A 23,938-nucleotide genomic window follows, 5' to 3' on the forward strand; every position below is an offset into this window, starting at 1 on the left:
GGCCTGCGTGCCGCAAAAATAGCCTCATAGCGGCACGCCGGTGCCTGATATCGACATTGGCGGGCAGCCGCCGCTCATTGCCTCGGCGGGTCAAGGTTCGCCAGAAAGCCTGCAATCAGCGCGTTGAACACCGCGCCCTGATCGTCGTGCACATAGTGGCTCGCGTCGGCGACCTCCACCGTCCGCACATGGGGGTTGCTGGCCCTCATCGCCTGCAGCGTCGCCGGCGGCAGGAAGTCCGAGCGACCACCACGAATGAACAGGCTGGGGCAATCCAGCGCGCGCACCGCTGGCCACAGGTCCGTCGGCTCGATACTCAGGCGGGCCTGGGCAATCCCCTGCTGATCATGGCGCCAGCCAATCACACCGTCGCGTTCCTGCATCGAATGCGCCAGCCTCGACGCCAGGCCCTGCTCCGACAACCCTGGGCGCGAAGCCCTCCAGAACCCACGGGCCGCGTCCCAATTGTCGAACTGCAACGGCGTCTGGCCCATCTCGCGACGGATACGTGCAGCGCCATCGCCCTGGGTTGAAGAGCCGGGGCCGATGTCCTCGATCAGCAACCCCAGCAAGCGTCCCGGATGTTGCCGCGCATACTCGAGGGCGTTGGCGCCGCCCAATGAATGCCCGAGCAGGACAAAACGCTGCAGGCCGACATGGGCGATCAGATCCTCAAGGTCCTCGACATAGGATTGGGTGTGATACGTGGAGGGCTCGGCCCAGTCGCTCAACCCACGACCACGCTGGTCGAGGGCATAGATGCAGTAGCCCTCCCCCAGGGATTGCACCAGCGACTCCCAGGTCTGGGCATAGGCGCGCAGGCCGTGCAACAGCACCAGGGGCACGCCACTCGATGCGCCCCAGCGCAAATAATGCAGGCGCAGGCCCGAACGGTTGGTGAAGAAACAGCTGTCTGCAGGCATGGGCTTGCTCCTTTAGAAACGGTCGAAGCGATAAGGGCTTGGGTCAATGATCGGCGCATGCCCACTGACCAGGTCCGCGGCGAGATGACCCGCCGCCGGCGATGTACCGAAGCCGTGCCCCGAGAAACCGGTGGCCACGGTCAGCCCCGGAATCTGCGCGACCGGGCCGATGACCGGGTTGGAATCGGGTGTCACGTCGATAGTGCCGGCCCAGGCCTGGGCGATCCGTGCCTGTTCAAACACCGGCCAGGCGGCCATCAGGTTGTTCATCGCGTCGTTATTGAGCTGCGGGTTGGCCGCCGGATCCTGCACCCTGACGCGCTCGAACGGGCTGACGCTGTCGGCGCGCCAACGCCGCGCCAGGGCCAGGTCATTGATGAACGGCTTGCCCAGCGACACGTTCAGCACACTGCGTTGCGCACGGAACTGCGGCATGTATTGCTTGGCGAGCAGCAGATGGTCGAGGGTCAGGAACGCATCCAACTTGCCCCGTTGGGTAATGATGAAACCGCCGTCCTGGTGCTTGCGAAACGAAAAGTCCGGCGCGCCGACCGCGATCTGCGTCGGCCCCTCCATGGGGTGGGTACGCAGCACCGAGCAGGTCAGGGGCAGGGTCGGCAACGCCACACCGAGGTTGCCCAGAAAGCGCCTCGACCACATGCCCCCCGCCAGCAGCACATGATCACAACGGATTTCGCCCTTTTCCGTGACCACACCGCTGACCGCGCCGCCGGACATCTGCAGCGTACGCACCGCGCACTGCTCGATGATCACCACGCCCCTGTCCATGGCGGCCCTGGCAATCGCGCTGCTGGCCAGCGTCGGTTCGGCACGCGCATCGGAAGGGGTAAAGATGCCACCGGCCCAGTCACCCGTGCCGCCTGGCACCAGCGCGTCGATCTCACGCTTGCTGAGCAGGCGTGAATCCAGCGACAAATGCTCCACCGACTTGAGCCAGCCCTCGTGCATTGCCATTTGCGCCGGGGTGCGCCCGACAAACATGATGCCTTCCTGGCGATACCCGACATCCGCCCCTACCCGCTCAGGCATCTGCGCCCACAAGCGGTCGGCGGCCAGGGCCAGCGGGATGTCGGCCGCGTGGCGGCTGGTCTTGCGCACCCAGCCCAGGTTGCGGGATGACTGTTCGGCGGCGATCCGGCCTTTTTCCAGGACCACCACGGCGATATTGCGCTCAGCCAAGGTCAGCGCAGCCGTGAGGCCGATGATCCCGCCGCCAATGATGACGACGGCGGTCGCGCTGGGAAACACGGTGGAGGTTGTCACGGGCGCTATTGTCGGTGCCATGGTCAGGACTCGGTAAACGAATAAGGGCGGCCAGGCCTGTGCATGGCCGCGTGACGATTATTGCGACAGGCGAATGAGGTCGACCTGCGCCTTCGACGCGTTGCGATACGCCGTCACTTCCAGCTCTACCTTGTAGACCGTCGAGCCCAGTGGCGGGCAGGTCACGGTGCTGGCCGGGTCGACGCCGCGAAACTTCTCGCCGATCAGGTCCATCACCGCCGGCACGTCCTTGGGGTCCTGGATGAACACCCGCGAACACACCACGTCGGCCAGGCTCGAATCGACAGCCTTGAGGGCCGATTCGATGTTGGCGAACACCTGGTGCGCCTGTTCCAGGACATCCTCCGGGATCAGCTTGGTCTGGGGGTTGCGGCCGGCGGTGTTGGACACGTAGATCCAGTTGTCCACGCACACCAGGCGCGAATAGCTGGCCTGGTCTTCGAACGGTGAGCCGGTCTTGAGCTTGGTGATTTTTGTCATGTCGAATGCCTCGTCAAAGTGAATGAAGCTACGGCTCAGCGCAGCTCCGGGGTTTCCCACAGGTTCAAGGTCACGCCGATGCCGTGCTTGACGGCGTTGCGGTACACCACCGTGCCCCAGGCCACGTCTTCGACGGGCATGCCGCCCACCGACATGATGATGATTTCCTCATCGTTCCTGCGGCCAGGCGCGGCCCCGGCGATGATCTTGCCGATGTCTTCGACGTCATCGAGCTGCATCTTGCCTTCGGCAATCATGTCCATGAAGCGCACGCCAATGACCGGCACGTTGTGATGCGCAGGCTTGGGCAATTCCTCGAACCAAGCCTGGTACAGACCGGTGTTGTCGAGCACCTTTCGTACGTCGGGCTGCTCCATTCCCGCGTCGAGGGAGCAAGACGCCGGCATCGCGAGGAAAGCGCCTGGCTTGACCCACTCACGCCGCACAATTGGGTAGATCGAGGGGTCGCCCGTGGCACCGGAGCTACAATAAGTAACAAGGTCCGAGTCGCGGACCACCGCTTCGAGGGTGTCGACCACCTCTATCGTGGTGATCTGCGGATACGTCTGTTCGACCCACGCGATAAAGTTGTCGAGGCTCTGCTGGCCACGGCCCTTGATCTTCAGGGTGTCGATATGCGGGCACACCGCGATGAAGGCCGCCAGGGTGGTCTTGCCCATCACGCCCGGGCCAAGCAGGCCGACGACTTTCGAGTCCTTGCGCGCCAGGTGGCGTGCGCCCACGCCGGGGATCGCACCGGTGCGGTACGCCGACAGCAGGTTGGCCGACATATGGGCCAACGGCGCGCCGGTGTCGGGGTCGTTCAGGGTGAACATCAGGATCGAACGCGGCAGGCCTTTTTCGCGGTTGGCGATATTGGAGCCGTACCATTTCACCCCGGCGGTGCAGAAGCTGCCGCCCAGGTAGGCCGGCATGGCCATCATGCGCCGATCCGCCGTGGGCTTGGGCATGTTCGGGAACGGCGAATCCTGCGGGAAAATCACCATCGCGCCATGGGAATCATTGTTCGGGCCGGCCATGCGGTAGTCACCGGCATACAGCAGGCCGAACATTTCCTCCATGGTGTTCACGCAGGCCAGCATGTCGGTCACACCCGCGCGGATCATGTCCTGCTCGGAGAGGTAGATAAAATCGATTTTTGTAGTTGCAGACATAGTTATTCTCGGGCTGAAGGTGATATCGCTGCGGTAGGCGCAGCTCCACGCTGTCGAGATCGAGTATCGGGCGGGGGATGGCGGCGGTATTGTAAATTTCGGACATACCGTTCAGTCGGGCATGACGATAGTTGGCGCGATTAATGCGTTGATTTTCCCCTGGCGCTGCCTGCCCAAGGAACAACCATGATCAAACCGAGTGTGCCGACTCCCCGGCTCCACACCGCGAACGAACAACCCTGGTTCGTGCTCAACTCTTCACGCTATTCAGTGATGCCGTCCGCGCACCCGGCGATCTCGCATTTCTATGCCTTCGATGTGGCGCAATCGACCAACCTGCTGGCCGTGCCGGATGGCTGTGTGGATATCCTGTTCGACTGTGATGCGACGCGACCGACTGCGCGCATCTGCGGCACCCCGCTGGTGGCCCAGGCGGTCGAACTGCACCAGCACCACCACTATTTCGGCGTGCGCTTTTCGCCGGGTGTGATCCCCGGTTTCGTCAATGTACTGGCCGAAGAATTGACCGAGCGGGAGCTCGATCTGCTGGAAGTCTCCGAGTTTGCCCAACGCCTCTTCGAAAGCATCGTCCAGGCCCCGTTGCTGGGCGACCAGATGCGGCTGTTCAACGACTACCTGACCCCGCGCCTGATGGGCAAGACGTCGCGACTCACCGCCATGATCATCCAGCAGGCGCTGCACCATCGCGGTGATATCCGCATCCAGCAACTCGAAGACCTCAGCGGCTACACCAGCCGGACCCTGCACCGCCAGTTCAACCAGGACACCGGCATGTCACCCAAGGCGTTTTGCCGGATCATCCGCTGCCAGGCGGCCCTGGACACCCTCAATACCCAGCACGATGTATCGTTTTCGCAGTTGGCCCTCGACCTGGGGTTTTCCGACCAATCCCACTTCCTGCGCGACTTCAAGAAACTGGTCAGCACCACCCCCTGCGACTACCAGCGCACCATGACGCAAAACGCCTACAACGACAGGATCAGCTACGCCTGATCACGCTGTTTGCCAATAAGCCCGCGTCTCCATCGTTTCTCCATAAAACCTCCCATGAAAGCGCATGCTCGTGGTGCACAGTAGTCTTCGTCGCCCCAAGGTAATTCGCCATACTGCGATGACCGAACAGCACGACCGAGCCGACCATGACTGAATCACACCCTGTATCGACACCGACGGACCTCGCGGCCCCACGCCAGGCGTTGGTACTGATCGCCGAAGACGAGCCGGAAATCGCCGATATCCTCGCGGCCTATCTCAAGCGCAGCGGCTTCCAGACCGCCCATGCCCTGGATGGGCGCCGTGCCCTTGAACTGCATCAATCGCTCAAGCCCGACCTGGTGCTGCTGGACGTGCTGATGCCGAAGCTGGATGGCTGGATGGTCCTGGCCGAGATCCGCCACCGGGGCACCACACCGGTGATCATGCTGACCGCCCAGGACCAGGACATGGACAAACTCATGGGCCTGCGCATCGGTGCCGACGACTACATCGTCAAGCCGTTCAACCCCGCCGAGGTCGTCGCCAGGACCCAGGCGGTGCTGCGTCGCTCCCTCGATCATGGCTACGGCGCCCGCCAGCGCGTGCTGCGGGTGAATGCCTTTGAAATCGACATCGACAGCCATGAAGTCAGCGTGCAGGTCGGTGCACACACGCACAGGCTCAACCTGACGGTGACCGAGTTCAGATTGTTGGCGCAACTGGCCAAGGCCCCCAAGCGCGTATTCAGTCGCGCCGAGTTGCTGGCCCTGTGTTCGCCCGAGAGCGACAGCCTGGAGCGCACCGTCGACAGCCATATCAGCAAGTTGCGGCGCAAAATCGAAGACCTCGGCCTCCAGGGCGTACCGGCCAGCATCCGTGGGGTCGGCTACCGGTTCGGAAGCCAGCCATGAAGACCGCCAACAGTTTGAGCCGGCAGATCATCGTGTCGATGTCCGCCGTGGTGCTCTGCGTGATCGCCCTGGCCGTGGTCGGCTCCTACGTGTTTTACGCGCTGCTCTGGACGTTCTGGCCGCCGTCGGATCTGGACGTGGACGAATGGCTGCCCACCGGCATGGAGTGGGCCTGGATGGCGCTGATCACCTGCATCAGCCTGGCGGTGGGCGCCGTGGTGGCGATCAAGCTGTCCCGGCGCATTCTGATGCCCTTGAACTCGGTCGCGGCCAGCCTTCGCCGCCTCGCCGATGGTGACCTCGATGCCCGGGCGACGGCGTCCGACCGCTCACTGGCAGAGGCCACCTTGCTGGTGGATGACTTCAACAGCATGGCCCAACGCTTGAAACGCATGGCGCAAGAGCAGTCGTTCTGGAACGCCGCGATTGCACATGAACTGCGCACCCCGCTGACCATCCTGCGCGGCCGCCTGCAAGGGTTGGCGGAAGGCGTGTTCACCCCGGACCAGGCGCAGTTCTACAGCCTGCTGAGCCAGGTCGAAGGCCTGACGCGCCTGATCGAGGACCTGCGGGTCGTAGGCCTGGCGGACAACGGCTACCTCGAAGTGCAGATCCAGAGTGCCAACCTGGCCGAGGAGATCAAGGCCGACGCCTGCCTGTTCGAACCGGGCCTGCAGGCCTGCGGGTTCGTGCTGCACCTGGACCTGCTCGAACGGCCTGTGCAGTGTGATCCGGCGCGGATTCGCCAAGCCTTGCTGGCCATGCTCGACAACCTGAAACGCCATGCAACCCCCGGCAACGTCACGGTGCGCCTGGGCAACCAGGATGGCCTGAATACCTTGAGTGTCGCGGACGAAGGACCGGGGATCGCAGAAGCGTTTGCAACGCACATCTTTGAGCCGTTCCAGCGCGGCGAAAGCTCGCGCTCCCGCGCCCAGGGCGGCAGCGGCCTGGGGCTCGCCGTCGTACGCGCGATTGCCCTGTCCCATGGAGGTCGCGCGACCTGCCGGAACCTCGACAACGGCGGCACCTTGTTCGAGCTGAGCTGGCCCGACCAGTTGGTCGCCATCTAACCCCAACCGCCCCCAGGTGAAGGCATGCGCCTCTGTATTTTCAGGGTCAATCGGTACCGCCACTTTGCCTTGCTCGATGCACAAGGACGCTGCATTGCTTTCAAGAGCTGCGAAGGGATTCCACAGAACGGCGAATGGGTGCAAGTCAACGAAATCAACCTGGCCTGGTTGAACCGCGCGCTGCCTGCGCGCGCCTTGACCAGAGGCCACACACCCGCCTCGTGTAGTCAGCCAGGAATTGCCTGTATGCCTTTCAACTATCGTGATCGAAACGTGATTGACGTGGCACTGCTTGAAGACTCGGTACGGCTCTATAGCGCCAAGCTCAAGCGGTTGCAGCGCTTCTGGATTCCCCTGCAGAAACAGGCGCCACGCCTGGTGTTGTCACTGTGGGTCCTGGGGGTTGTCGCATCGCTGTTCAGCCAGTCCTATTACCACTGGTTATTTACCGCGCCGGCGATTTGCCTGCTGATCACCCTGGAAATCGTGATCGAAGAAGTGCAGATCGACTTGTTACTGATGACCGAGGAAACGCGCTATCTGCTCGACTTCACCCGCGGTCTTTATACCGGGACCCTGAGTTCCCGCCCCCCTACTTTGCGTAAACCAGGTGGCCCATGCCCTCCGTCACACCTCCACTACTGATCGAGCAGAGCCGCAAAATCGGTCAACAATCCGCCAGCCAGACACTCAAGGCGATCGCCAAGGCCTACCCCGGCAAGTTGTCCGGCACCCTGTCGCTGGTGGCGCTGGAAAACGCGCTGCTGCTGGCCTACCCGTTGTTTGCGGGGTTTGCCGTCGACGCGATTATCCGTGGCGACACCGGCAATGCCCTGCTCTACGCCGCCGTGGTCCTCGGGTTCTGGGTGGTGGGCGCCGCCCGACGGGCCCTGGACACCCGCACCTTTACGCGTATCTACGCCGACCTTGCCGTGCCGGTGATTCTTAACCAGCGCCTGCAACGCCACAGCACCTCAACGTCCGCCGCGCGGGTGGTGCTGGCACGGGAGTTCGTCGATTTCTTCGAAAAACACGTGCCCACCATTGCGACGGCGCTGGTCTCGATCATCGGCGCGGCGGCCATGTTGCTGGTAATCGAACCCTGGGTCGGCCTGGCGTGCCTGGTGGCGCTGGGGCTGTGCCTGGTGGTGGTGCCTGGCTTTGCACGGCGCAACCAGCGCTTGCATGAGCGGCTGAACAACCGCCTGGAAAAGGAAATCAGCCTGGTGGAAAAGGTCGGCGCCCCCACGCTGCGCCGCCACTATCAGGTGCTGTCGCGGCTGCGTATCGGGCTGTCGGACCGTGAGGCGGTTGCCTTCCTCACCATCGGCATCCTTGCGGCCCTGCTGTTCGTGGTCGCCATCAGCCAGTTGGCGCTGGCGCCCGCGGTGAAGGCCGGCCATATCTATGCGGTGATGACGTACCTATGGACGTTCGTCAGTTGCCTGGATGAAGCCCCCAGCGTGGTCGACCAATTGGCCCGGCTCAAGGACATCGGCAAACGCGTGGACCCGGGACTGGATGACACGGCGGCCTGACCCTTCGTCTATTCAGCCGATCGCCCGCCGGGTGTGCGAAGGCGACTCGCCAAACAACTCGCGGTAATGGGCGGCAAAGTGGCTCAGGTGGAAAAAGCCCATCGCCTCCGCCATCTTTATACGACAAAGCCCTGATTTTTCAGGGCTTTGTCGTTTCTGCTGTCTGATAAATAACCCCAGCCCACACTCCAGCCCACACCTTGGATGAAGCTTTACTATTCGACCAGCGGCTAATTCTTCGTATGGTCTCTTGCCTGCACCTGCAGCCCTGAAGAACGGGTTTGGAATCAGATTCTGCAGGAAGCGCCGAAACGAAAACAGAGGTGTGATCTCACTGCGACGCAGTCCAACAAATTACGCACAAACAAAAACGCCGCTCAGTGAGCGGCGTTTTTGCGTTTTTGGAGCGGGAAACGAGACTCGTATCTAGCGTCCGATCCATTGAAAATTAAGGGGTTTCATTTCTTCCCGAAGCAAGAAACGACTCAATTCTGGACTTGTTTTGGGGGTGTTTCAAGAGCAAAAAAAGGAGAAATTCCAAGGCAAGCTATTGGGTTCTGCTCATAACCAATCGGGAGTATGTCATTAACCCGAACGCATCAATTACTCAGGTTCAGATCGAGATCCGTCCCCACCGACAAGCCCCCCTAGACGCAACGACCGAAGATTGCCTTCGGCCGCCGCACCAGCTGCGGGCAAAGCCCGCCTGGATCAGTAGGCTTCCAGCTTAAACGGCGCGTCCGCAGAGGCGGCGCAGTCGGCGCTGAGCAGGCCTGCCGCATTTGGCCGCATAAGTATCGTGTAACGGGTCTGTACTTCCACCTCGATACTATCGTCGTCAATCGCCGAGTTATCGGCGTTGAGTGGCAGCTTGAAGGTCGCGTTGGTTTCCAGGTGCGTCTGGCAGTTCATGCAACCTTCTACGTGCCAACGGCTGAGGATCGGCCGGGTACTCTTTCACTGCCTGCGTTCCTATCGATTACGGAATCATCCCAGGCATGTACCCAATTTGACACGATCGCCGTGTTGGAAGAAATTGATGATTCGCCTCTTCTTTTCAACCTGAAATCCTGTGGCTGTATCTGCAACCCAAATTGTCCAACACGATTGATTGGATGTTCCCCAACCGGCCACTGGCCCAGTCGATTGCTGGGTGCCTGGTTTCCTAATAGGAGTGACAAATTGCTGACTCGCCCCGACAAAGATGCGCTACGTGCGATGCTGGAATCGCAAGTTCAAGAAAAGCTACAGCACGCCCCTGATGCGGTAACGACTTATGCAGCACAACCTGAACCCGAAAGAAAGCCATACACCAGTAAGCCCACGGTTCAGGACAAGGCATTTCACAGGGAGCTCGATCAGATGCGTGCGGATGCTGAAGCCGGAGTGATACATAAACAGGTGCGCGAGCCAATGGACGATGGTGAGTCTAGCCTTGCGCTCAATGATTACCCTGGCTTGAAAGAGGCAGGCTCTGCATCAAATCAGTGGTGATGTTTTGGCGCCTGTTCTGCGCTAATCGGTACCTAGCCGCCCTCCTCTTATGCAGTCTGTCGACACTTCCTCCATGAAGAAAGGGTTGCCCTCCGTCTTCTCCAGAATGAGCTGTTTGAGGGGGACGAGGGTGGGATCGTCCCCCAGCAGGGCCGCGAGCAGCCCCTGGGCTTCGGCCGGGCCCAGCGGTTCGAGCCCCAGTTGGCTGCAATGACCCGCGCGCGTCCATACAGGCTGATACTCAGGCCGGTAGTTCACCAGGAGCAGAATCGAAGCATTCGCCACGCGGTCGATGAGGCACATGAGGAATGCTTCGGTCTCGCGGTCCAACCATTGCAGGTCCTCGAACAGCAGTTCGATCGGCTGATCGCGACTCTCGCGCGCCAGAAGTTGCGTAATCGCGTCGAAGATGCGATCGCGCCGGATCTGCGGATCCATTTCCGCGAGCGCCGAATTGCGTTCGCCAATACCCAGCAGATAGAGCAGGTAGGGCACGAGATCCTCGAAGCTGCGCTCGAGCGTCAGGGTCTTGCCCATAACCTTTTCCCGGCACCGCCGCTCGTCGTCCAGGGCAGTGATCTGAAAATAGTTTTTCAGCAGCTCGATGAGCGGAAAATAGGCAAAGGCCTTGCCGTGCGATACCGAGAACGTCTCCAGCACCAGACAGCCGCGCCGCGAGCGTTCCTTGAACTCATGGAACAGTCGCGACTTCCCGACCCCGGCCTCGCCTACCACCGCGACGACCTGCCCGTGGCCCGCTTTGTCCTGATCGAGCGCCTGATGCAGGTGGTCCAGCTCGACCTGGCCGCCGACGAATCTGGCCAGCCCGCGATGTGCCGCCAATTGCAGGCGCGTGCGCAGCGCGCCGAGACCCTGCACCTCGTACACGATGAGCGGCTCGGGAATGCCTTTGACCTGGGTGGGCCCCAGAGCCTTGAACTCGAAATAGCCCTCCGCCAGCTTGTAGGTGGACTCGCTCACCAGGATCGACGATGGCGCGGCGATTCCCTCCATCCGAGACGCAATGTGAATCGTGTGCCCGACCGGATCGTAATCGGTGTGCAAATTGTCCGTGCGAATCGAACGCACGACGACCTCTCCAGTGTGGATGCCGACGCGGATTTGCAGCGGAATGCCTTTTTCCAGACGAATACGGTCGCCATGTATCGCCTCCTGCATTCGCAGTGCCGCATACAGCGCCCGCTGCGGATGGTCTTCATGGGCGATGGGGTCCCCGAATAGCGCGAGGATGCCATCGCCCAGCGTCTTGGCCACGTAGCCTTCGTAGTAGTGGACGGCTTCCATCATCAGCGCGATGACGGGCTCGAACAAACGCTGGGCCTCTTCCGGATCGAGGTCGTGGATCAGCGCCATGGAGCCGGCCATGTTGGCAAACAGCGCCGTGACGGTCTTGCGTTCACCGGCGGTCTCGCCCCGGGCTTCCATGGCCGCCTGTTCGGCGCGGATGCGCTCGGTAAGGTAGTGGGGGCGTGTAAAGAATGGGCGCGGGCGAAGGCTCTGAAACAGGTGGGAGGCGCGGTGAAGGCGTAGCAGGCGCATCGGTCAGCGGTGCGCCGCATTCACTACAGAATTTGGCGGAAAGGCTCGCCTCGTAGCCACAACGCTGGCAGCTGTGAGACAGCCTGTCCCCACACGCGCCACAGAAGCTGGCCCCAGAGAGACTCTCGAATCCGCAGTTTGCACAGCGCATACGACCTCCGCCTTTGCCTGGTGCCTGCTTCTTAACATTAGGCGCCGAACCCGCTGGCGGCACGGATAAGGCACTCTCCCCTAGTACCTGACGTCGATATCCGCACAGAAAGAGGCTGACATATTGCAAACGCCGAAGCTCCCCCCGGCAAAATTCGCCATTCAGAAACATGATGTTCTGTTCTTGCCGGCGCTCATTGCATCAACAGCGCCTCATGGATCTCTATGGAAGGGATAACACCCTCCTTGCGCTTGCCGGCAAGCCAGATCCTTGTTTTGGTCACATCAAAAATCTGCCCCTGTTCCATCAGTGTCAACACGAGCGCATCTGAAACTCTATAGTGACCGCACGCGGGACAATCTCTCTCCTCCCAAGAGCCATGGCACTGAATACGTTCAGCGATACCTGCACAAATAAGACAGTTCATGGGTTCACCATTTTTTAATAGTCTGTACTTGATCCGTAATTTTTCAGCCACTTCCCATCTACTAACCCACCATGTGTACCAGGGTTAATAAGAGCTTATTCGTTTCTGGCTTTTGGAAAAACCTACCGGCCCACACTTCAACCAAAACCTTGGATGAAGTATTGGTCTTCACCGGTAGCTCATTTTGTAATGGTCAACTAATCCTGGACAAAACGCCGCTCAAATGAGCAGGTTTTGCATATACGTGGAACCGGAATGGACTTGACTCTTGTTATGCCCCTTATGCCTAAATCATTTAATTAAAGTCGCTAAGGTTGCAATAACAAGCTTCGCCAGATGAGAGGTGGTTGATTTGTGAGACCAATGTAATACCCCATGCGCGCCTCCACCTCCTCGATCCCTTTTTCAACAATTCGTTGGCGAAGTTGAGGTAATCGCGCCTGGAACCCCGGCCACGTCAGCGACTCAACGTACTCACCATAAGCCGCCAAGAGATCAGCATCCGGTGGTAGTGTTGCTCTGCTGACCTGGGCTTTGGCGGCAACCAGTGCTGACTTGTCGAATGACGCAAGTCGGGACACCATGCTACCCACAAATCGATCCAATTCCTCGTCAGGGATAGATCGCGTCACCCATCCATAGCGTTCTGCCAGATCAGCGTCATAGTCATCGCTGCTCAATATTGCTTCGAGCCCGCGATCACGCCCGATGAGCCGTGGAAGGCGCTCACTGCACCCACCACCCGGCAGAATGCCGACACCAACCTCGGGTTGACCGAACACTCCATGCTCTCGGCTTGCGTAACGCAGATCGCACGCCAACGCCAGTTCGTTTCCCCCGCCTCTCGTCCGCCCACGAATTGAAGCAATACTGATAAACGGCGCTTTGGAAAGTCGCACGACAAGATCAACCCACATCGGCATCCCTTCTACCTCTGGCAGCATCGGAAATTTTCCAGCTTCATCAAGATCGAAATGATTGAAGAAGTAGCCAGAGACGCTGCTGCTGAAAATGACCACTTGAACGTTCTCGTCCTCACTCAGTTCCTTTACGACTTCATGCAACCGAGTGACAGTCTCGGGCACGATCAAATTTGTCGGTGGATTCGAGAACTTGATCTTGCAGACTTTCGGTGTAAGTCGCGCAATGCTGATCGTACTCGGTTGCATCATTTCGCATCCCTTGATGGAGCCTATGGTCATGCGTTGACGTCAACCACTACGCGACCTTGGACTTTGCCTTCGAACATCCGGTCGACCACCTCGGGCACCTCAGCGAGACCAACCACCTGCGTCGTGCGTGCGAGCTTACTCAAGTCGAGATCGCTTGCCAGTCGCGTCCAAGCCTGGAGTCGGGATTCGAGCGGGGCATTGACGGAGTCAATGCCTGAAAGGGTCACGTTGCGCAGGATGAAGGGCAACACCGACCCTGGAAGATCCATACCCTGAGCCAGACCGCAGGCAGTCACCACACCGCGATACTGGGTCTGCGCCAATACGCTCGCCAGCGTATGACTGCCGACCGAGTCCACAGCGCCGGCCCATTTTTCAGTTGCTATCGGTGCTCCTTGGGCAGAGAGCGTTCGTCGGTCGATGATCTGCGCCGCACCTAGACTGGTCAGATAATCTTGCTCCTCAACACGCCCGGTCGACGCGACCACGCGGTAGCCGAGATCGGAGAGAATCGCAATCGCGATGGAACCAACTCCCCCATTAGCGCCAGTGACGAGGACGTCACCGCGAGCCGGTGTGAGACCGCCATGTTCCAGCGCCAGTACCGACAGCATCGCCGTGTACCCTGCCGTGCCGATAGCCATTGCGTCCATTGTCGAGAAGATGTCCGGTAGCTTGACCAGCCATTCGCCTTTTACGCGTGCCTTCTGAGCAAATCCGCCGTGATGGGTCTGACTCAGCCCCCAACCATTGGCGACTACGCGGTCCCCCACAGCGATGCCGGGGTAAGATGAGGCTTCGACAGTGCCGGCAAAATCAATACCGGCAATCAATGGAAACTGCTTGATGACGTCGGCGTACCCGCTAAGGGCCAGCGCATCCTTGTAGTTCACGGTGGAATAATCGATCTTGACGGTAACGTCTCCAGGCATGAGATCTTGCTCATGCATGTCAACGACACTCGCCGAAATTTTATCGCCAGTCTTTGTTGCGAGTAATGCTTTGAAGGTCATCGTCTTCTCCTCTTTTTAGCCGGTGATGGCCGTCGATGCCGCACACTCGAAGCGGCCTGCATCTGATGTAGTCAGCATGGATCTGGGGCTCTCTCCGGCAACTTCAGCGTCCTAGGCTGGGGCCCGCTTAGCGGAGATATCAGCGTCAATGATTGGTGGTACTGAGGTTGTCAATTGCTGCTTCGCGTAATGCATCAGATAGCCGAGGATCATCCACCGCACGTGCAAGTATCAGGGCGCCCACCATGGTCGACATCGTTACCAGTGCCTCCTTGCTAGCGCCTGCCGCTCCCCTGCTGGGTAATACGCGGGCAACGACATTGATCATCTCTTTGATGCCGAACGTAACCTGATGTCGAACCTCGGGCGCCTGTCGCGGCATTTCCGAGCCTAGCGCCACGATGGGACACCCACTCTCAATGCTTTCGAGGTGTTCCTTCGACAAATATGTTTGCACCAACCGTTCTAGCGCCTGCTCAGGCGGAGCGGCAATAGCTACTCGGGCCAGCAGGGCGACCATCTCTGCACCCGCGTGATCGGCGGCCTCGGCCAGCATCGCGTCGCGTGATGCAAAGTGCGCGTAGAACCCGCCATGGGTCAAACCAACACGTTTCATTATTTCAGCGATGCCAATGCCGGCGTAACCGTTACGCCTGATGGCCCGCGCGGCCGCTTCAACAATGCGTTCATGTGTCGCTAATTTGGAGCGAGAGGAATGTATTTTCATATGATTATGATCGTAATCTAAACATATTGGAAGAGCAAGAGAGGACCAGACTATTTGGCGCATGGGCGCAACGTCGAAGTCGGTAGCGTTCTCAAACGGGTCAATTCGCCCCCCCCCCCAAAATCACATCACTGGCGGCGGTATTGTTGGTCAGTCAAACAGCACCATTGCGAACGATTTCTTTTTATAGTTTTAAGCTCAGCGGCATAACGTCGCTACTTTAAAACCATAACAGTGTTATGGTATTGTTGCAATATGATTTCTGATAACTCACCCCTTAATGCCCTGCTCACCTCGTCAAGGCGACAGTCCGCGTGCTTGCGACTATCGGACCATCTGAAGTCAAGCCCCCTTCAGTTCTTTCGAGTGGCGACAGGTACAGCGCCTCAAAACCGCAGATTTACATATAGACAGCCAATGAAAACCACCAAAGATTCCCCTAGCCTAGGCCGCCCCCGTGAGTTCGACATAGATCAGATCCTTGATAAAGCAGCTAAACTTTTTGGCCAACGTGGCTTTCACGGCACGTCTATCGTCAATATCTGCGATGCAACAAATCTCACCTGCGGCAGCCTCTACAATGCCTTTAAGGATAAGCGTGAGGTATTCCTTCGCGCGCTCAAACATCAGTCAGTCAAGCATAGAAGGCAGCTGAAGCACGCAATAGCCAGCGGGCAATCTGGATGGGAAATGCTGCATCAGGCACTTCTTTTCTACGCTGCCATTTCAAGCGGAGAGGACGGTCGAGATGGTTGTCTTATTACCAATGCCATAGTCGAGGTGGGGGGGGTTGACGCTGAAATTGCGGAAGTGGCTTTGGCATCAATGCGGGAGCGGGAGGTACTACTGCAACGGCTCATTGAAGCTGGCATCAACGACGGCTCTGTCGAAACCACGGTAGATAGTGCCGCTACCGCTAAATTCATGCTTTGTCTTCTGCAAGGAGTACGCGTAATCGGCAAGACATCCTCAGGCCTTGACGACATGCAAACTACCGTCAGCCTTGCGATGAAAGTAGTCGCACGATAATCAGCGCCAAAGGGCCTCAATGCTCGTTGATCCCCTGATTTTTGAGTGAGCACCAGTGCAGCAATTCGAGCGTTGAAATCAACCTGCTCGATTAGCCCAGCTTGGCGCATTTCACTTCCAGCGGCATACCATGGTAAAGGGCCGTGTCCATCGCAGGGACCGGCACAAGCACCCGTGCGCGCCTTGGTGAGGCTCGACAATCGCAGCCCGCAGATATGGCAAGTCACGACAGCCACCCCGCGCTATACCTGGCGTGCGTTTGCACCTATGCCGTACGCTCGACGTAGCCATCAAAGGCAGTGGACATCTGCCTCATTTCGGCTCGGCTAAACGGATGATTGGCTCAACAGTCACACCTTGGCAGGTTCGGATTGGTCATGCGAGCGCCAAACAGTTGCCCGGGCAAATGACCACACCACACCACACCACACCACACCACAGTAGAAGCTAGCCGATTGAACCGTTGTCCATCCCTTTATCCTTATCGCACCCTTATATTTTTTCTATTTAGACTTTGAATCACTGGTCACTAGCCTCTGCGTGGCGCATTCGAATGCGCCTATAACCAGAGGAATCTCGCATGACTACCAACATTGACCATGGGGCGTTTTACTACCGACGCATACTCGGCATTCTTGCCGCAAGTCTGCTTTCCCTTTCCGTTCAGGCCGCCACTCTGACCCGTGATAACGGAGCGGCGGTGGGAGATAATCAGAACTCACAAACCGCCGGAGCTAACGGTCCTGTGCTTTTGCAGGATGTGCAGTTGATTCAGAAGTTGCAGCGCTTCGACCGCGAGCGCATTCCAGAAAGGGTGGTGCATGCCCGTGGCACTGGTGCCCATGGTTCCTTCACCGTGACCGATAGCCTGAGCGACCTGACCAAGGCCAAAGTATTTGCTGCAGGCCAAGTGACGCCGGTATTCGTGCGTTTTTCTGCGGTAGTGCATGGTAACCACTCGCCGGAAACACTGCGCGATCCGCGCGGCTTCGCCACCAAGTTCTATACGGCGGACGGCAACTGGGATCTGGTCGGTAACAACTTCCCGACCTTCTTTATTCGTGATGCGATCAAGTTCCCAGACATGGTTCATGCGTTCAAACCCGATCCACGCACCAACCTGGATGACGATTCCCGGCGCTTCGATTTCTTCTCCCATGTTCCGGAAGCCACCCGGACCCTGACCGAGCTGTATTCCGACTCCGGCACTCCGGCCAGTTATCGGGAAATGGATGGTAATGGTGTGCACGCCTACAAGTTGGTCAATGCCAAGGATGAGGTGCACTACGTGAAGTTTCACTGGAAGAGTTTGCAGGGGATCAACAACCTCGATCCCAAACAAGTGCTCGAGGTACAAGGTCGTGATTACAGCCATATGACCAATGATCTGGTAACCCATATCAACAAGGGGGACTTCCCGAAATGGGACCTGTATGTCCAGGTCTTGAAACCTCAGGACCTGTCCAAATTCGATTTCGACCCGCTGGATGCCACCAAGATCTGGCCGGGCATACCTGAGCGCAAGGTTGGGCAGATGGTGCTCAATCGCAACCCAGCCAATGTGTTCCAGGAAACCGAGCAGGTGGCCATGGCCCCGGCCAACTTAGTGCCGGGTATCGAGCCATCGGAAGATCGCCTACTGCAAGGCAGAGTGTTCTCCTATGCCGACACCCAGATGTACCGCCTGGGCGCCAACGCCCTGCAATTGCCGATCAACGCGCCGAAAGTCGCGGTGGACAATGGCAACCAGGATGGCGCGATGAACAGCGGCAGCGCCAGCACCGGGGTGAACTACCAGCCGAGTCGGCTGATGCCCCGTGAAGAGTCGCAAAGCGCGCGTTACAGCCAATTGGCGCTGTCCGGCAGCACCCAGCAGGTGAAGATACAGCGCGAGCAGAACTTCAAGCAGGCCGGGGATCTGTATCGCTCGTTCAGTCAGAAGGAACGTCAGGACTTGATCGAGAGTTTCGGCAGTTCCCTAGCTACCACCGATGATGAGAGCAAGCACATCATGCTGTCGTTTCTCTACAAGGCCGATCCCGAGTACGGGACCGGGGTGACCAAAGTTGCCAAGGGCGATCTGGCTCGGGTCAAGTCGCTGGCAGCGAAGCTGACCGACTAACTGATTGAATCGTACTCAACACGACGTCTCTCCAGTTCTTGGTTTGACGTCGTTCGAAGACAGAGGAGTCGTGCGATGCGTATGTATGCCTTAGTATTTTTAACCTGCTGGTCGCTGAGTGTCTATGCAGACCAGCCAACCGATCCGACGGTTATAAAGAATCAGTTGCAAGATTACTATTTCGACGCTGCACGCCGGGGCGATGTAGAAATACTCAATACCTTTATCGACGCGGGGTACTCGCTCAATACCCAAGACGAAAAGGGTTATACCGCCCTTATCCTCGCGGCCTATCACGGTCATATGCAGGCATTGGAGCGCTTGCTGGCGGCCGGCGCGGACGCATGCATGCAGGACAAAAGAGGCAATACGGCACTGATGGGGGCTATCTTCAAGGGTGAGGTGAAGATTGCCCAACGCTTGTTGGCGACTGATTGCAGCCCAGATCAGCGCAATGGCGCTGGTCAAACCGCCGCCATGTACGCCGGACTGTTCAGGCGAGTGGAGCTGCTTGACGCCCTGGCAAAAAGAGGCGCCGATCTAAATGCTGAGGATCCACAGGGAAACAACGCGGCGCGCTTGATGAATGGTGAAATCCGGACAACTACATTGCACTGACTTCCCGCTTTGCCTAGCGCCATTCAATATCTTGCCCATTTAGTGTGTACTGGCTTCAGGGACAAAGGTGCCGATCGAACCCGACACGAGCGTTTTGTTCAGCATGTTGACTATGGGTAACTATTGGATGTGCAACTCAGTGGTGGCCTTTTCGCTTACAAAGGTCAGTGTCCGGGGAAGTTACCTTCCGAACTCCAGCATTAACGGCGATAGTATCCGCGTAATAGGTAGACACCACTGCCCTAAGCGTTTGGATCAGGAAAGTGCGTACTCCCAGACCGTTACCACGGACATCAGATAGTCATCAAGCTTCGAATCGGACTCCAGAAAGCTCGCGTCGAACTGAGTCTTTGTATAAGCCGGATCGACGATGCATATCTGCGACGTTATTTTACCTTGACGATGACCTTGCCTTTTGCCCGAGCGGTTTCAACATAGGCCAAGGCATCCGGGGTCGATTCGAATGGAAATACCCGGTCCACCACCGGACGTACGACCCCGGAATCGATGAAAGCGGTAAGCTCACGCAATTGATCACCGCTGGCTCCCAGGTGGCACAAACACAGGATTCGCTACTACAGCTCAACAGAAGATCACACCCGACCTGAAAATGCTCATGATGGACCCGCCACCAGTAGTACGGGCGGGCATTCGCGCACTACAGGCTGGCCGCATCAGTGTCGTGCCCGGCGTGATGAACACACTCAACGTGCTCTTTATGTGGACAACGCCAAGCTGGTTGCATCAAGCTGTTTTCTCACGAGTCATGAATCAATAACCGGCGCATTTTGTGTATTGCCAAGCTCTGGAGCCGCAAGCCCGTATTGAAGAGTCAGGGCTTGCCTCGCGCAACTCGGGGTGCGCCCCATGCCGAGCATGTCTCTAGCCAACATGGGCTCCCGGTTGGACGTAACAGCCCTTCCAGGGTTTCTGCGCCTTGCTCTTGACGGGCTTAGGCGGCTGGACCTGGATGTGCTGACTGTCGACCAGATGCTCACCACACAGATCACAACGCACCTCGTTGTGCAAACTGGGGCTGAAATGGTGCTTGCCGTACTTCATCGATGTGACCTCCGGAGGCTGCTTGGTCGTGATCCCGGCTACGTGCGTCATATACGTCGCTGTCACCAAATCTCAACGAACCTCAATTAGAATCATATTAAAACGCTCGCTTGAAACACTGCGCCCTCTCGCTCGGTGGGCGAGACGAATCGGAACGCCAAGGCGAGGGCGACTTTGAGCACGACCGTCAACAGGACGCTCGAATTACCCCAGCCCACTGCTAGGTCGAACACGCCGACGTCCGTGAGCAACAGCGGGATATCGGCCAACCCGGCTACCTGCGTCGTTTCTGCAAGCTGTCAAGATCGAGATTTCGATCGAGCCGCGACCATGCTTCGAGACGAGCCGAGCGCGGTTCAACTGCGCCACGCAACACCGCGTGGCAGTGTTGCAGGCTCAATGCAACCAATTCGGGAATTGATGAAACACTCTAGTCAGGGTGTCAGACATGTAGGAAGGACAGCGCTCTTGACACGAAATTGGCATGATTCTGGAAAATCGCACCATGCCCGGCATCTTCGTAAATGACCAGTTGCGAGTTCGGGATGCGGAGCGCCATATCAGTACTGTGCACAGTGGGCACCATGATGTCGTTATCACCATTGGCGATCAGTACCGGAATCCCGAGGCTGCCAAGATCCTGGGGAGCCTGCTGCCCCCATGCCTTGATCGCCTTCAACTGCCGCAATAAGGCTCTAGGCGTGGGTCCTTTGTCCCGGTCCGCCTTGCGTTCCGTCAGTCGTTTCAGAAAGGCCTTCGCTGCTTGGCGACCATTGGCCGTGGATGTAAAGAACATATAGAACTTCGGATCGCGCAACGTCAGCAAGCCTTTGATCATTAGTGGCCAGGATGCCGCTCCTACCTTGTCAATACCCTCACCACCTGCTGGTCCCGTACCGGTCAAAATCAGCTTGCGCACCAAGTCTGGTGCTTTCAGCGCGATGTCCTGCGCCACGAATCCTCCGAGGGAAAAACCGAGCAGATCAACCTTCTCGAATCCCAGCGCATGGATCAAGGCTATCGCATCCTGCGCCATCTCATTGATGGTCACGGGTGCTGTTCCTCCCGACGCACCGATCCCCCGATAGTCAGTGGCAATGACACGATGCCTACTGGCAAGGCCATCGACGATCCGCGGGTCGAAATTGTCCAACACCGCACCCCAATGGTTGAGAAAAATCAGTGGCACGCCACTGCGAGGCCCCAGGTCACGGTAGGCAAACGCAGTCCCTGCGACATTGATCAAGCGGTTCACGGCACTCGCGTAGGACGTACCCGACCCAAGGTATTTGTCGGCATTGGTCATTACTTACTCCAGATGTCTGGTGTAGACCGGCAATCCTGGGATGGGAGATTCCGGTCTAGTTTGTGGTGATTGAAGGTGATGACGCCCTTACCTCTGCGCGTCTCTGGAGTGTTTACGAGGGCGTGCGATACCGCTCCGCTGCATGCGCCTGCCTGATGTCCGAAAGCAGGGCTAGCCGAGCGACCTGCAGGGCGTCCCAGCGCGCAGCGTCGTGTAATGGCGGGATGGTCACGAGCTCACGCTGATCGAAGCCGACCAGTGCTGCATCCACCAGCTCACCCACTTCCATCATTTCGGGCAGTGTATCGACGTCGATGCCCGCATGCCCCCAAAGCTCCGTGCGAGTTGCGGCAGGAAGCACGGCTTGGACGTAGACGCCCTTGGGCGTGAGCTCCAGACTCAGTCCCTGGGAAAGGAACAACACAAAGGCCTTGGTGGCACCATAAACCGCCATGCCGAATTCCGGCGCCAAGCCAACCACGGAGCCGATATTGACGATCGCGCCTTCGCCGGCCAGCGCAAGCCGTGGGGCGATTGCGCTGGCGAGTCGCACCAACGAGGTTGTGTTGAGCGCGACGAGCCAAGCGACATCGTCGGTCGTCTGCTCGATGAAACTGCCGGACTGGGCAGCTCCAGCATTGTTAATGAGGATCCCGATTCGCGAATCTTCGCGCAGGCGTGTCTCGACGGCGGCCAAGTCGCTGGATTCGGTGAGATCAGCCTGGAGGATATCGACTGCGACGCTGTGTTCCTCGCGGAGGCGAGCCGCGAGCGTTTCCAGTCGCGCTTTGTTGCGGGCAACCAGCACGAGATCATGGCCGCGACGTGCGAAGCGCTCGGCGTAAGTGGCGCCGATGCCGGTGGATGCGCCGGTTATGAGAACTGCGGAACGGGTAGTCATGTATTGGCTCTCTTGATTAGGTGAACCCATATTGGGAAATGCAACGTACAAATCGAGGAGGCGCCAGCGTTACAGGGCGTTGGAGTCAACAAGTGCCGGGTAGTCGATGTATCCCTCGGCGCCACCACCGAAGAGTGTGGTCGGATCGAATGAAGCCAACGGCGCCGCGGTCTTCAGACGTTCCACCAGATCCGGGTTAGCAATGAACGGGCGCCCGAACGCAAAGAGGTCTGCCTTGTCTTCGGTGAGCCGGGACGTAGCAAGATCCACGTCATAGCCGTTGTTGGCGATGTAGGTGTTCTTGAATCGCCGACGCAGGGAGTCAAAGTCGAACGGCGCAACATCTCGCGGGCCGCCGGTTGCACCCTCGACGACATGGAGATAAACGATGCCCAAGGCGTCGAGCTGGTCAACGATGTAGTCGAACTGTGCCTGCGGATCGCTGCTCGAGACACCATTGGTTGGCGAAACCGGAGAGATACGGATACCGGTGCGGTCGGCGCCGATCTCGTCCACCACGGCCGCGGTCACCTCCAGTAGCAGCCGCGCGCGATTTTCGATCGAGCCGCCGTAGGCATCGGTGCGTACGTTGGCTCCGTCCTTGACAAACTGGTCCAGCAGATAGCCATTGGCTCCGTGAATTTCAACACCATCGAAGCCAGCAGCAATGGCGTTAGCCGCGGCCTGGCGGAAATCGCTGACGATCCCCGGCAGTTCGTCGAGCTCCAGCGCCCGAGGCTCCGAGACGTCCATAAAGCTGTTGTTGACGAACGTCTTGGTCGCGGCCTGAATGGCCGAGGGCGCCACAGGGGCGACGCCGTTCTCCTGCAGGTCAATGTGTGAGACACGCCCCACATGCCACAGCTGCAGGAAGATCCGCCCGCCCTTCGCATGGACGGCAGCAGTGACCTCACGCCAGCCATCAATCTGCGCTTGCGAGTAGATGCCGGGCGTATCCTGGTAGCCCTGTCCCTGCTGCGAAATCTGCGTGGCCTCAGCGATCAGCAAGCCGGCCGATGCACGCTGGCTGTAGTAGGTTGCGGCGAACTTGCTCGGAACGAAGCCTGCGTCGGCGCGGTTGCGCGTCAGCGGTGCCAGGACCACCCGATTGGAGAGCGTCAGGGAGCCGAGGGTGTATGTCTCAAATAAATTTTTTTCGGTCATATCTTCTTTTCCTCAACGTTGATTGATGGTCAGGTGGGCGTCGCACATGACCTCAGACCTTCCAAAAATTAGCGAGCCATTATAATGATGATCATAATCTTAACCGTCAACAAATTTGATTATGATTGACATCAATGTATATTGACTACCTGACATCTGGCTGAATCAAAGAGGCATGTGGACATGAGAGTCACCAAAGCGCAGGCACAGGAAAATCGGGCGCGCATTGTCGAAACAGCCTCCGCACTGTTTCGTGAGCGTGGCTACGACGGCGTAGGGGTGGTGGAGCTGATGGCTACCGCTGGCTTCACCCATGGCGGGTTCTACAAGCACTTCCGCTCCAAAGCCGATCTGATGGCAGAAGCGGCTGCGAGCGGGCTCTCGCAGACCCTGGAAAATAGCGGCGGTCTCGACGTTGCCGAGTTCTTCAATCTTTACTTGTCACGGGATCACCGTGATGCCCGGAGCGTTGGCTGCACGATGGCAGCCCTCTGCGGGGACGCCGCGCGTCAATCAGAGGACATTAAGGCTACGTTTGCGGCCGGGATCGAAAACATGCTTGTAGCTCTTGAACGTGAGGGCACTAAGCTGGGTGATGCGGATCAGCACACAGTGCGGACAAAGATGATCGACATGCTGGCCCATGCGATCGGCGCGGTCGTATTGTCGCGGGCCTGTCCGGATGATTCTCCTCTGGCAGATGAGATTCTGGAGGTTTGCCGCGCGGAAATTCTTGCGCCACTGTCGCCGTCAGTGGCCAACTAGCTGGCCGGGCGGCGATCACGCAGATC

At 58.6% G+C, this 23,938-nt stretch carries 24 protein-coding genes and 2 pseudogenes; 10 read left to right on the plus strand and 16 right to left on the minus strand.

What is annotated here, in order from left to right:
* Nucleotides 1-74: 74 nt before the first annotated feature.
* The 4 genes from FX984_RS02965 to FX984_RS02980 are packed head-to-tail and all read right to left on the minus strand — an operon-like array spanning nt 75 to nt 3,883.
* Nucleotides 75-923, minus strand: coding sequence for an alpha/beta fold hydrolase (locus FX984_RS02965; protein ID WP_065946946.1), 849 nt, complete (start codon nt 921-923; stop codon nt 75-77).
* A 12-nt stretch (nt 924-935) separates the two neighbouring features.
* Nucleotides 936-2,228 carry an NAD(P)/FAD-dependent oxidoreductase gene (locus FX984_RS02970; protein ID WP_146476296.1) on the minus strand — a complete coding sequence of 431 codons (1,293 nt, stop codon included), beginning with the start codon at nt 2,226-2,228 and terminating at the stop codon, nt 936-938.
* Between the two features lie 57 nt (nt 2,229-2,285).
* Entirely contained in the window at nt 2,286-2,708 is a 423-nt protein-coding gene (locus FX984_RS02975; RefSeq protein WP_098479432.1) for a RidA family protein, read from the minus strand.
* A 35-nt stretch (nt 2,709-2,743) separates the two neighbouring features.
* Nucleotides 2,744-3,883 carry an ornithine cyclodeaminase family protein gene (locus FX984_RS02980; protein WP_146476295.1) on the minus strand — a complete coding sequence of 380 codons (1,140 nt, stop codon included), beginning with the start codon at nt 3,881-3,883 and terminating at the stop codon, nt 2,744-2,746.
* Between the two features lie 186 nt (nt 3,884-4,069).
* On the opposite strand from FX984_RS02980, the gene FX984_RS02985 reads away from it, so the two are divergent.
* The 5 genes from FX984_RS02985 to FX984_RS03005 all read left to right on the plus strand — a co-directional run bounded on the left by FX984_RS02985 (nt 4,070) and on the right by FX984_RS03005 (nt 8,401).
* Nucleotides 4,070-4,897, plus strand: a complete 828-nt coding sequence (locus FX984_RS02985; protein WP_146476294.1) for a helix-turn-helix domain-containing protein — start codon at nt 4,070-4,072, stop codon at nt 4,895-4,897.
* A gap of 146 nt (nt 4,898-5,043) precedes the next feature.
* On the plus strand, nt 5,044-5,790 hold the full coding sequence (locus tag FX984_RS02990; protein ID WP_146476293.1) for a response regulator: 747 nt from the start codon (nt 5,044-5,046) through the stop codon (nt 5,788-5,790).
* The gene (locus tag FX984_RS02995; protein WP_092357172.1) at nt 5,787-6,863 is read left to right on the plus strand and encodes an ATP-binding protein; all 1,077 of its coding nucleotides are present in this window, start codon (nt 5,787-5,789) and stop codon (nt 6,861-6,863) included. Before FX984_RS02990 ends, FX984_RS02995 begins: the two co-directional genes overlap by 4 nt.
* A 24-nt stretch (nt 6,864-6,887) precedes the next feature.
* Entirely contained in the window at nt 6,888-7,508 is a 621-nt protein-coding gene (locus tag FX984_RS32990) for a hypothetical protein (RefSeq protein ID WP_315898995.1), read from the plus strand.
* On the plus strand, nt 7,481-8,401 hold the full coding sequence (locus FX984_RS03005) for an ABC transporter six-transmembrane domain-containing protein (RefSeq protein WP_027606673.1): 921 nt from the start codon (nt 7,481-7,483) through the stop codon (nt 8,399-8,401). Before FX984_RS32990 ends, FX984_RS03005 begins: the two co-directional genes overlap by 28 nt.
* 12 nt (nt 8,402-8,413) lie before the next feature.
* Here the strand turns inward: FX984_RS03005 and FX984_RS03010 are convergent.
* A pseudogene (locus tag FX984_RS03010) lies at nt 8,414-8,518 on the minus strand (helix-turn-helix domain-containing protein); the annotation flags it as partial.
* A 594-nt stretch (nt 8,519-9,112) separates the two neighbouring features.
* Entirely contained in the window at nt 9,113-9,313 is a 201-nt protein-coding gene (locus tag FX984_RS03015) for a hypothetical protein (protein ID WP_154905228.1), read from the minus strand.
* Nucleotides 9,314-9,583: 270 nt separating this feature from the next.
* Here FX984_RS03015 and FX984_RS03020 point away from each other — a divergent pair, with 270 nt between their 5' ends.
* Nucleotides 9,584-9,895, plus strand: a complete 312-nt coding sequence (locus tag FX984_RS03020; RefSeq protein ID WP_154905229.1) for a hypothetical protein — start codon at nt 9,584-9,586, stop codon at nt 9,893-9,895.
* 21 nt (nt 9,896-9,916) lie between these two features.
* On the opposite strand, the gene FX984_RS03025 is transcribed toward FX984_RS03020, so the two are convergent.
* From FX984_RS03025 to FX984_RS03050, 6 genes and pseudogenes are all read right to left on the minus strand, one after another.
* Nucleotides 9,917-11,455 carry an adenylate/guanylate cyclase domain-containing protein gene (locus tag FX984_RS03025; RefSeq protein WP_223841594.1) on the minus strand — a complete coding sequence of 513 codons (1,539 nt, stop codon included), beginning with the start codon at nt 11,453-11,455 and terminating at the stop codon, nt 9,917-9,919.
* Nucleotides 11,456-11,465: 10 nt separating this feature from the next.
* Nucleotides 11,466-11,777: pseudogene (locus FX984_RS33095) on the minus strand (zinc ribbon domain-containing protein); the annotation flags it as partial.
* Nucleotides 11,778-11,799: 22 nt separating this feature from the next.
* A complete protein-coding gene (locus FX984_RS03035; RefSeq protein WP_223841595.1) occupies nt 11,800-12,084 on the minus strand; it encodes a hypothetical protein in 285 nt (94 codons plus the stop codon).
* Nucleotides 12,085-12,341: 257 nt separating this feature from the next.
* Nucleotides 12,342-13,205, minus strand: a complete 864-nt coding sequence (locus FX984_RS03040; RefSeq protein WP_154905231.1) for an enoyl-CoA hydratase/isomerase family protein — start codon at nt 13,203-13,205, stop codon at nt 12,342-12,344.
* Between the two features lie 26 nt (nt 13,206-13,231).
* Nucleotides 13,232-14,218, minus strand: a complete 987-nt coding sequence (acuI, locus tag FX984_RS03045) for an acrylyl-CoA reductase (NADPH) (RefSeq protein WP_154905232.1) — start codon at nt 14,216-14,218, stop codon at nt 13,232-13,234.
* A 145-nt stretch (nt 14,219-14,363) separates the two neighbouring features.
* Nucleotides 14,364-14,945 carry a TetR/AcrR family transcriptional regulator gene (locus FX984_RS03050; RefSeq protein WP_154905233.1) on the minus strand — a complete coding sequence of 194 codons (582 nt, stop codon included), beginning with the start codon at nt 14,943-14,945 and terminating at the stop codon, nt 14,364-14,366.
* 417 nt (nt 14,946-15,362) lie between these two features.
* On the opposite strand from FX984_RS03050, the gene FX984_RS03055 reads away from it, so the two are divergent.
* The 3 genes from FX984_RS03055 to FX984_RS03065 all read left to right on the plus strand — a co-directional run bounded on the left by FX984_RS03055 (nt 15,363) and on the right by FX984_RS03065 (nt 18,714).
* Nucleotides 15,363-15,974 (plus strand): TetR/AcrR family transcriptional regulator, encoded by a 612-nt coding sequence (locus FX984_RS03055; RefSeq protein WP_154905234.1) that lies wholly within the window; start codon nt 15,363-15,365, stop codon nt 15,972-15,974.
* A gap of 580 nt (nt 15,975-16,554) precedes the next feature.
* On the plus strand, nt 16,555-18,096 hold the full coding sequence (gene katB, locus FX984_RS03060) for a catalase KatB (RefSeq protein WP_154905235.1): 1,542 nt from the start codon (nt 16,555-16,557) through the stop codon (nt 18,094-18,096).
* A 75-nt stretch (nt 18,097-18,171) separates the two neighbouring features.
* Nucleotides 18,172-18,714 carry an ankyrin repeat domain-containing protein gene (locus tag FX984_RS03065; RefSeq protein ID WP_154905236.1) on the plus strand — a complete coding sequence of 181 codons (543 nt, stop codon included), beginning with the start codon at nt 18,172-18,174 and terminating at the stop codon, nt 18,712-18,714.
* Nucleotides 18,715-19,100: 386 nt separating this feature from the next.
* Here FX984_RS03065 and FX984_RS32870 read toward each other — a convergent pair whose 3' ends face one another.
* The 4 genes from FX984_RS32870 to FX984_RS03090 form a co-directional block, all read right to left on the minus strand.
* The gene (locus tag FX984_RS32870; protein WP_223841596.1) at nt 19,101-19,274 is read right to left on the minus strand and encodes a zinc-binding dehydrogenase; all 174 of its coding nucleotides are present in this window, start codon (nt 19,272-19,274) and stop codon (nt 19,101-19,103) included.
* Nucleotides 19,275-20,218: 944 nt separating this feature from the next.
* Nucleotides 20,219-21,082 (minus strand): alpha/beta fold hydrolase, encoded by an 864-nt coding sequence (locus tag FX984_RS03080; RefSeq protein ID WP_154905237.1) that lies wholly within the window; start codon nt 21,080-21,082, stop codon nt 20,219-20,221.
* A gap of 112 nt (nt 21,083-21,194) precedes the next feature.
* A complete protein-coding gene (locus tag FX984_RS03085; RefSeq protein ID WP_154905238.1) occupies nt 21,195-21,983 on the minus strand; it encodes an SDR family NAD(P)-dependent oxidoreductase in 789 nt (262 codons plus the stop codon).
* A 69-nt stretch (nt 21,984-22,052) separates the two neighbouring features.
* The gene (locus FX984_RS03090) at nt 22,053-23,147 is read right to left on the minus strand and encodes an alkene reductase (RefSeq protein ID WP_154905239.1); all 1,095 of its coding nucleotides are present in this window, start codon (nt 23,145-23,147) and stop codon (nt 22,053-22,055) included.
* Nucleotides 23,148-23,330: 183 nt separating this feature from the next.
* Between FX984_RS03090 and FX984_RS03095 the strand changes: the two genes are divergently transcribed.
* Complete coding sequence (locus tag FX984_RS03095; RefSeq protein WP_154905240.1) at nt 23,331-23,912, plus strand: TetR/AcrR family transcriptional regulator; 582 nt, start codon at nt 23,331-23,333, stop codon at nt 23,910-23,912.
* Nucleotides 23,913-23,938 lie beyond the last annotated feature (26 nt).

Source organism: Pseudomonas marginalis, from assembly GCF_008692035.1.
GTDB lineage: Bacteria > Pseudomonadota > Gammaproteobacteria > Pseudomonadales > Pseudomonadaceae > Aquipseudomonas > Aquipseudomonas marginalis.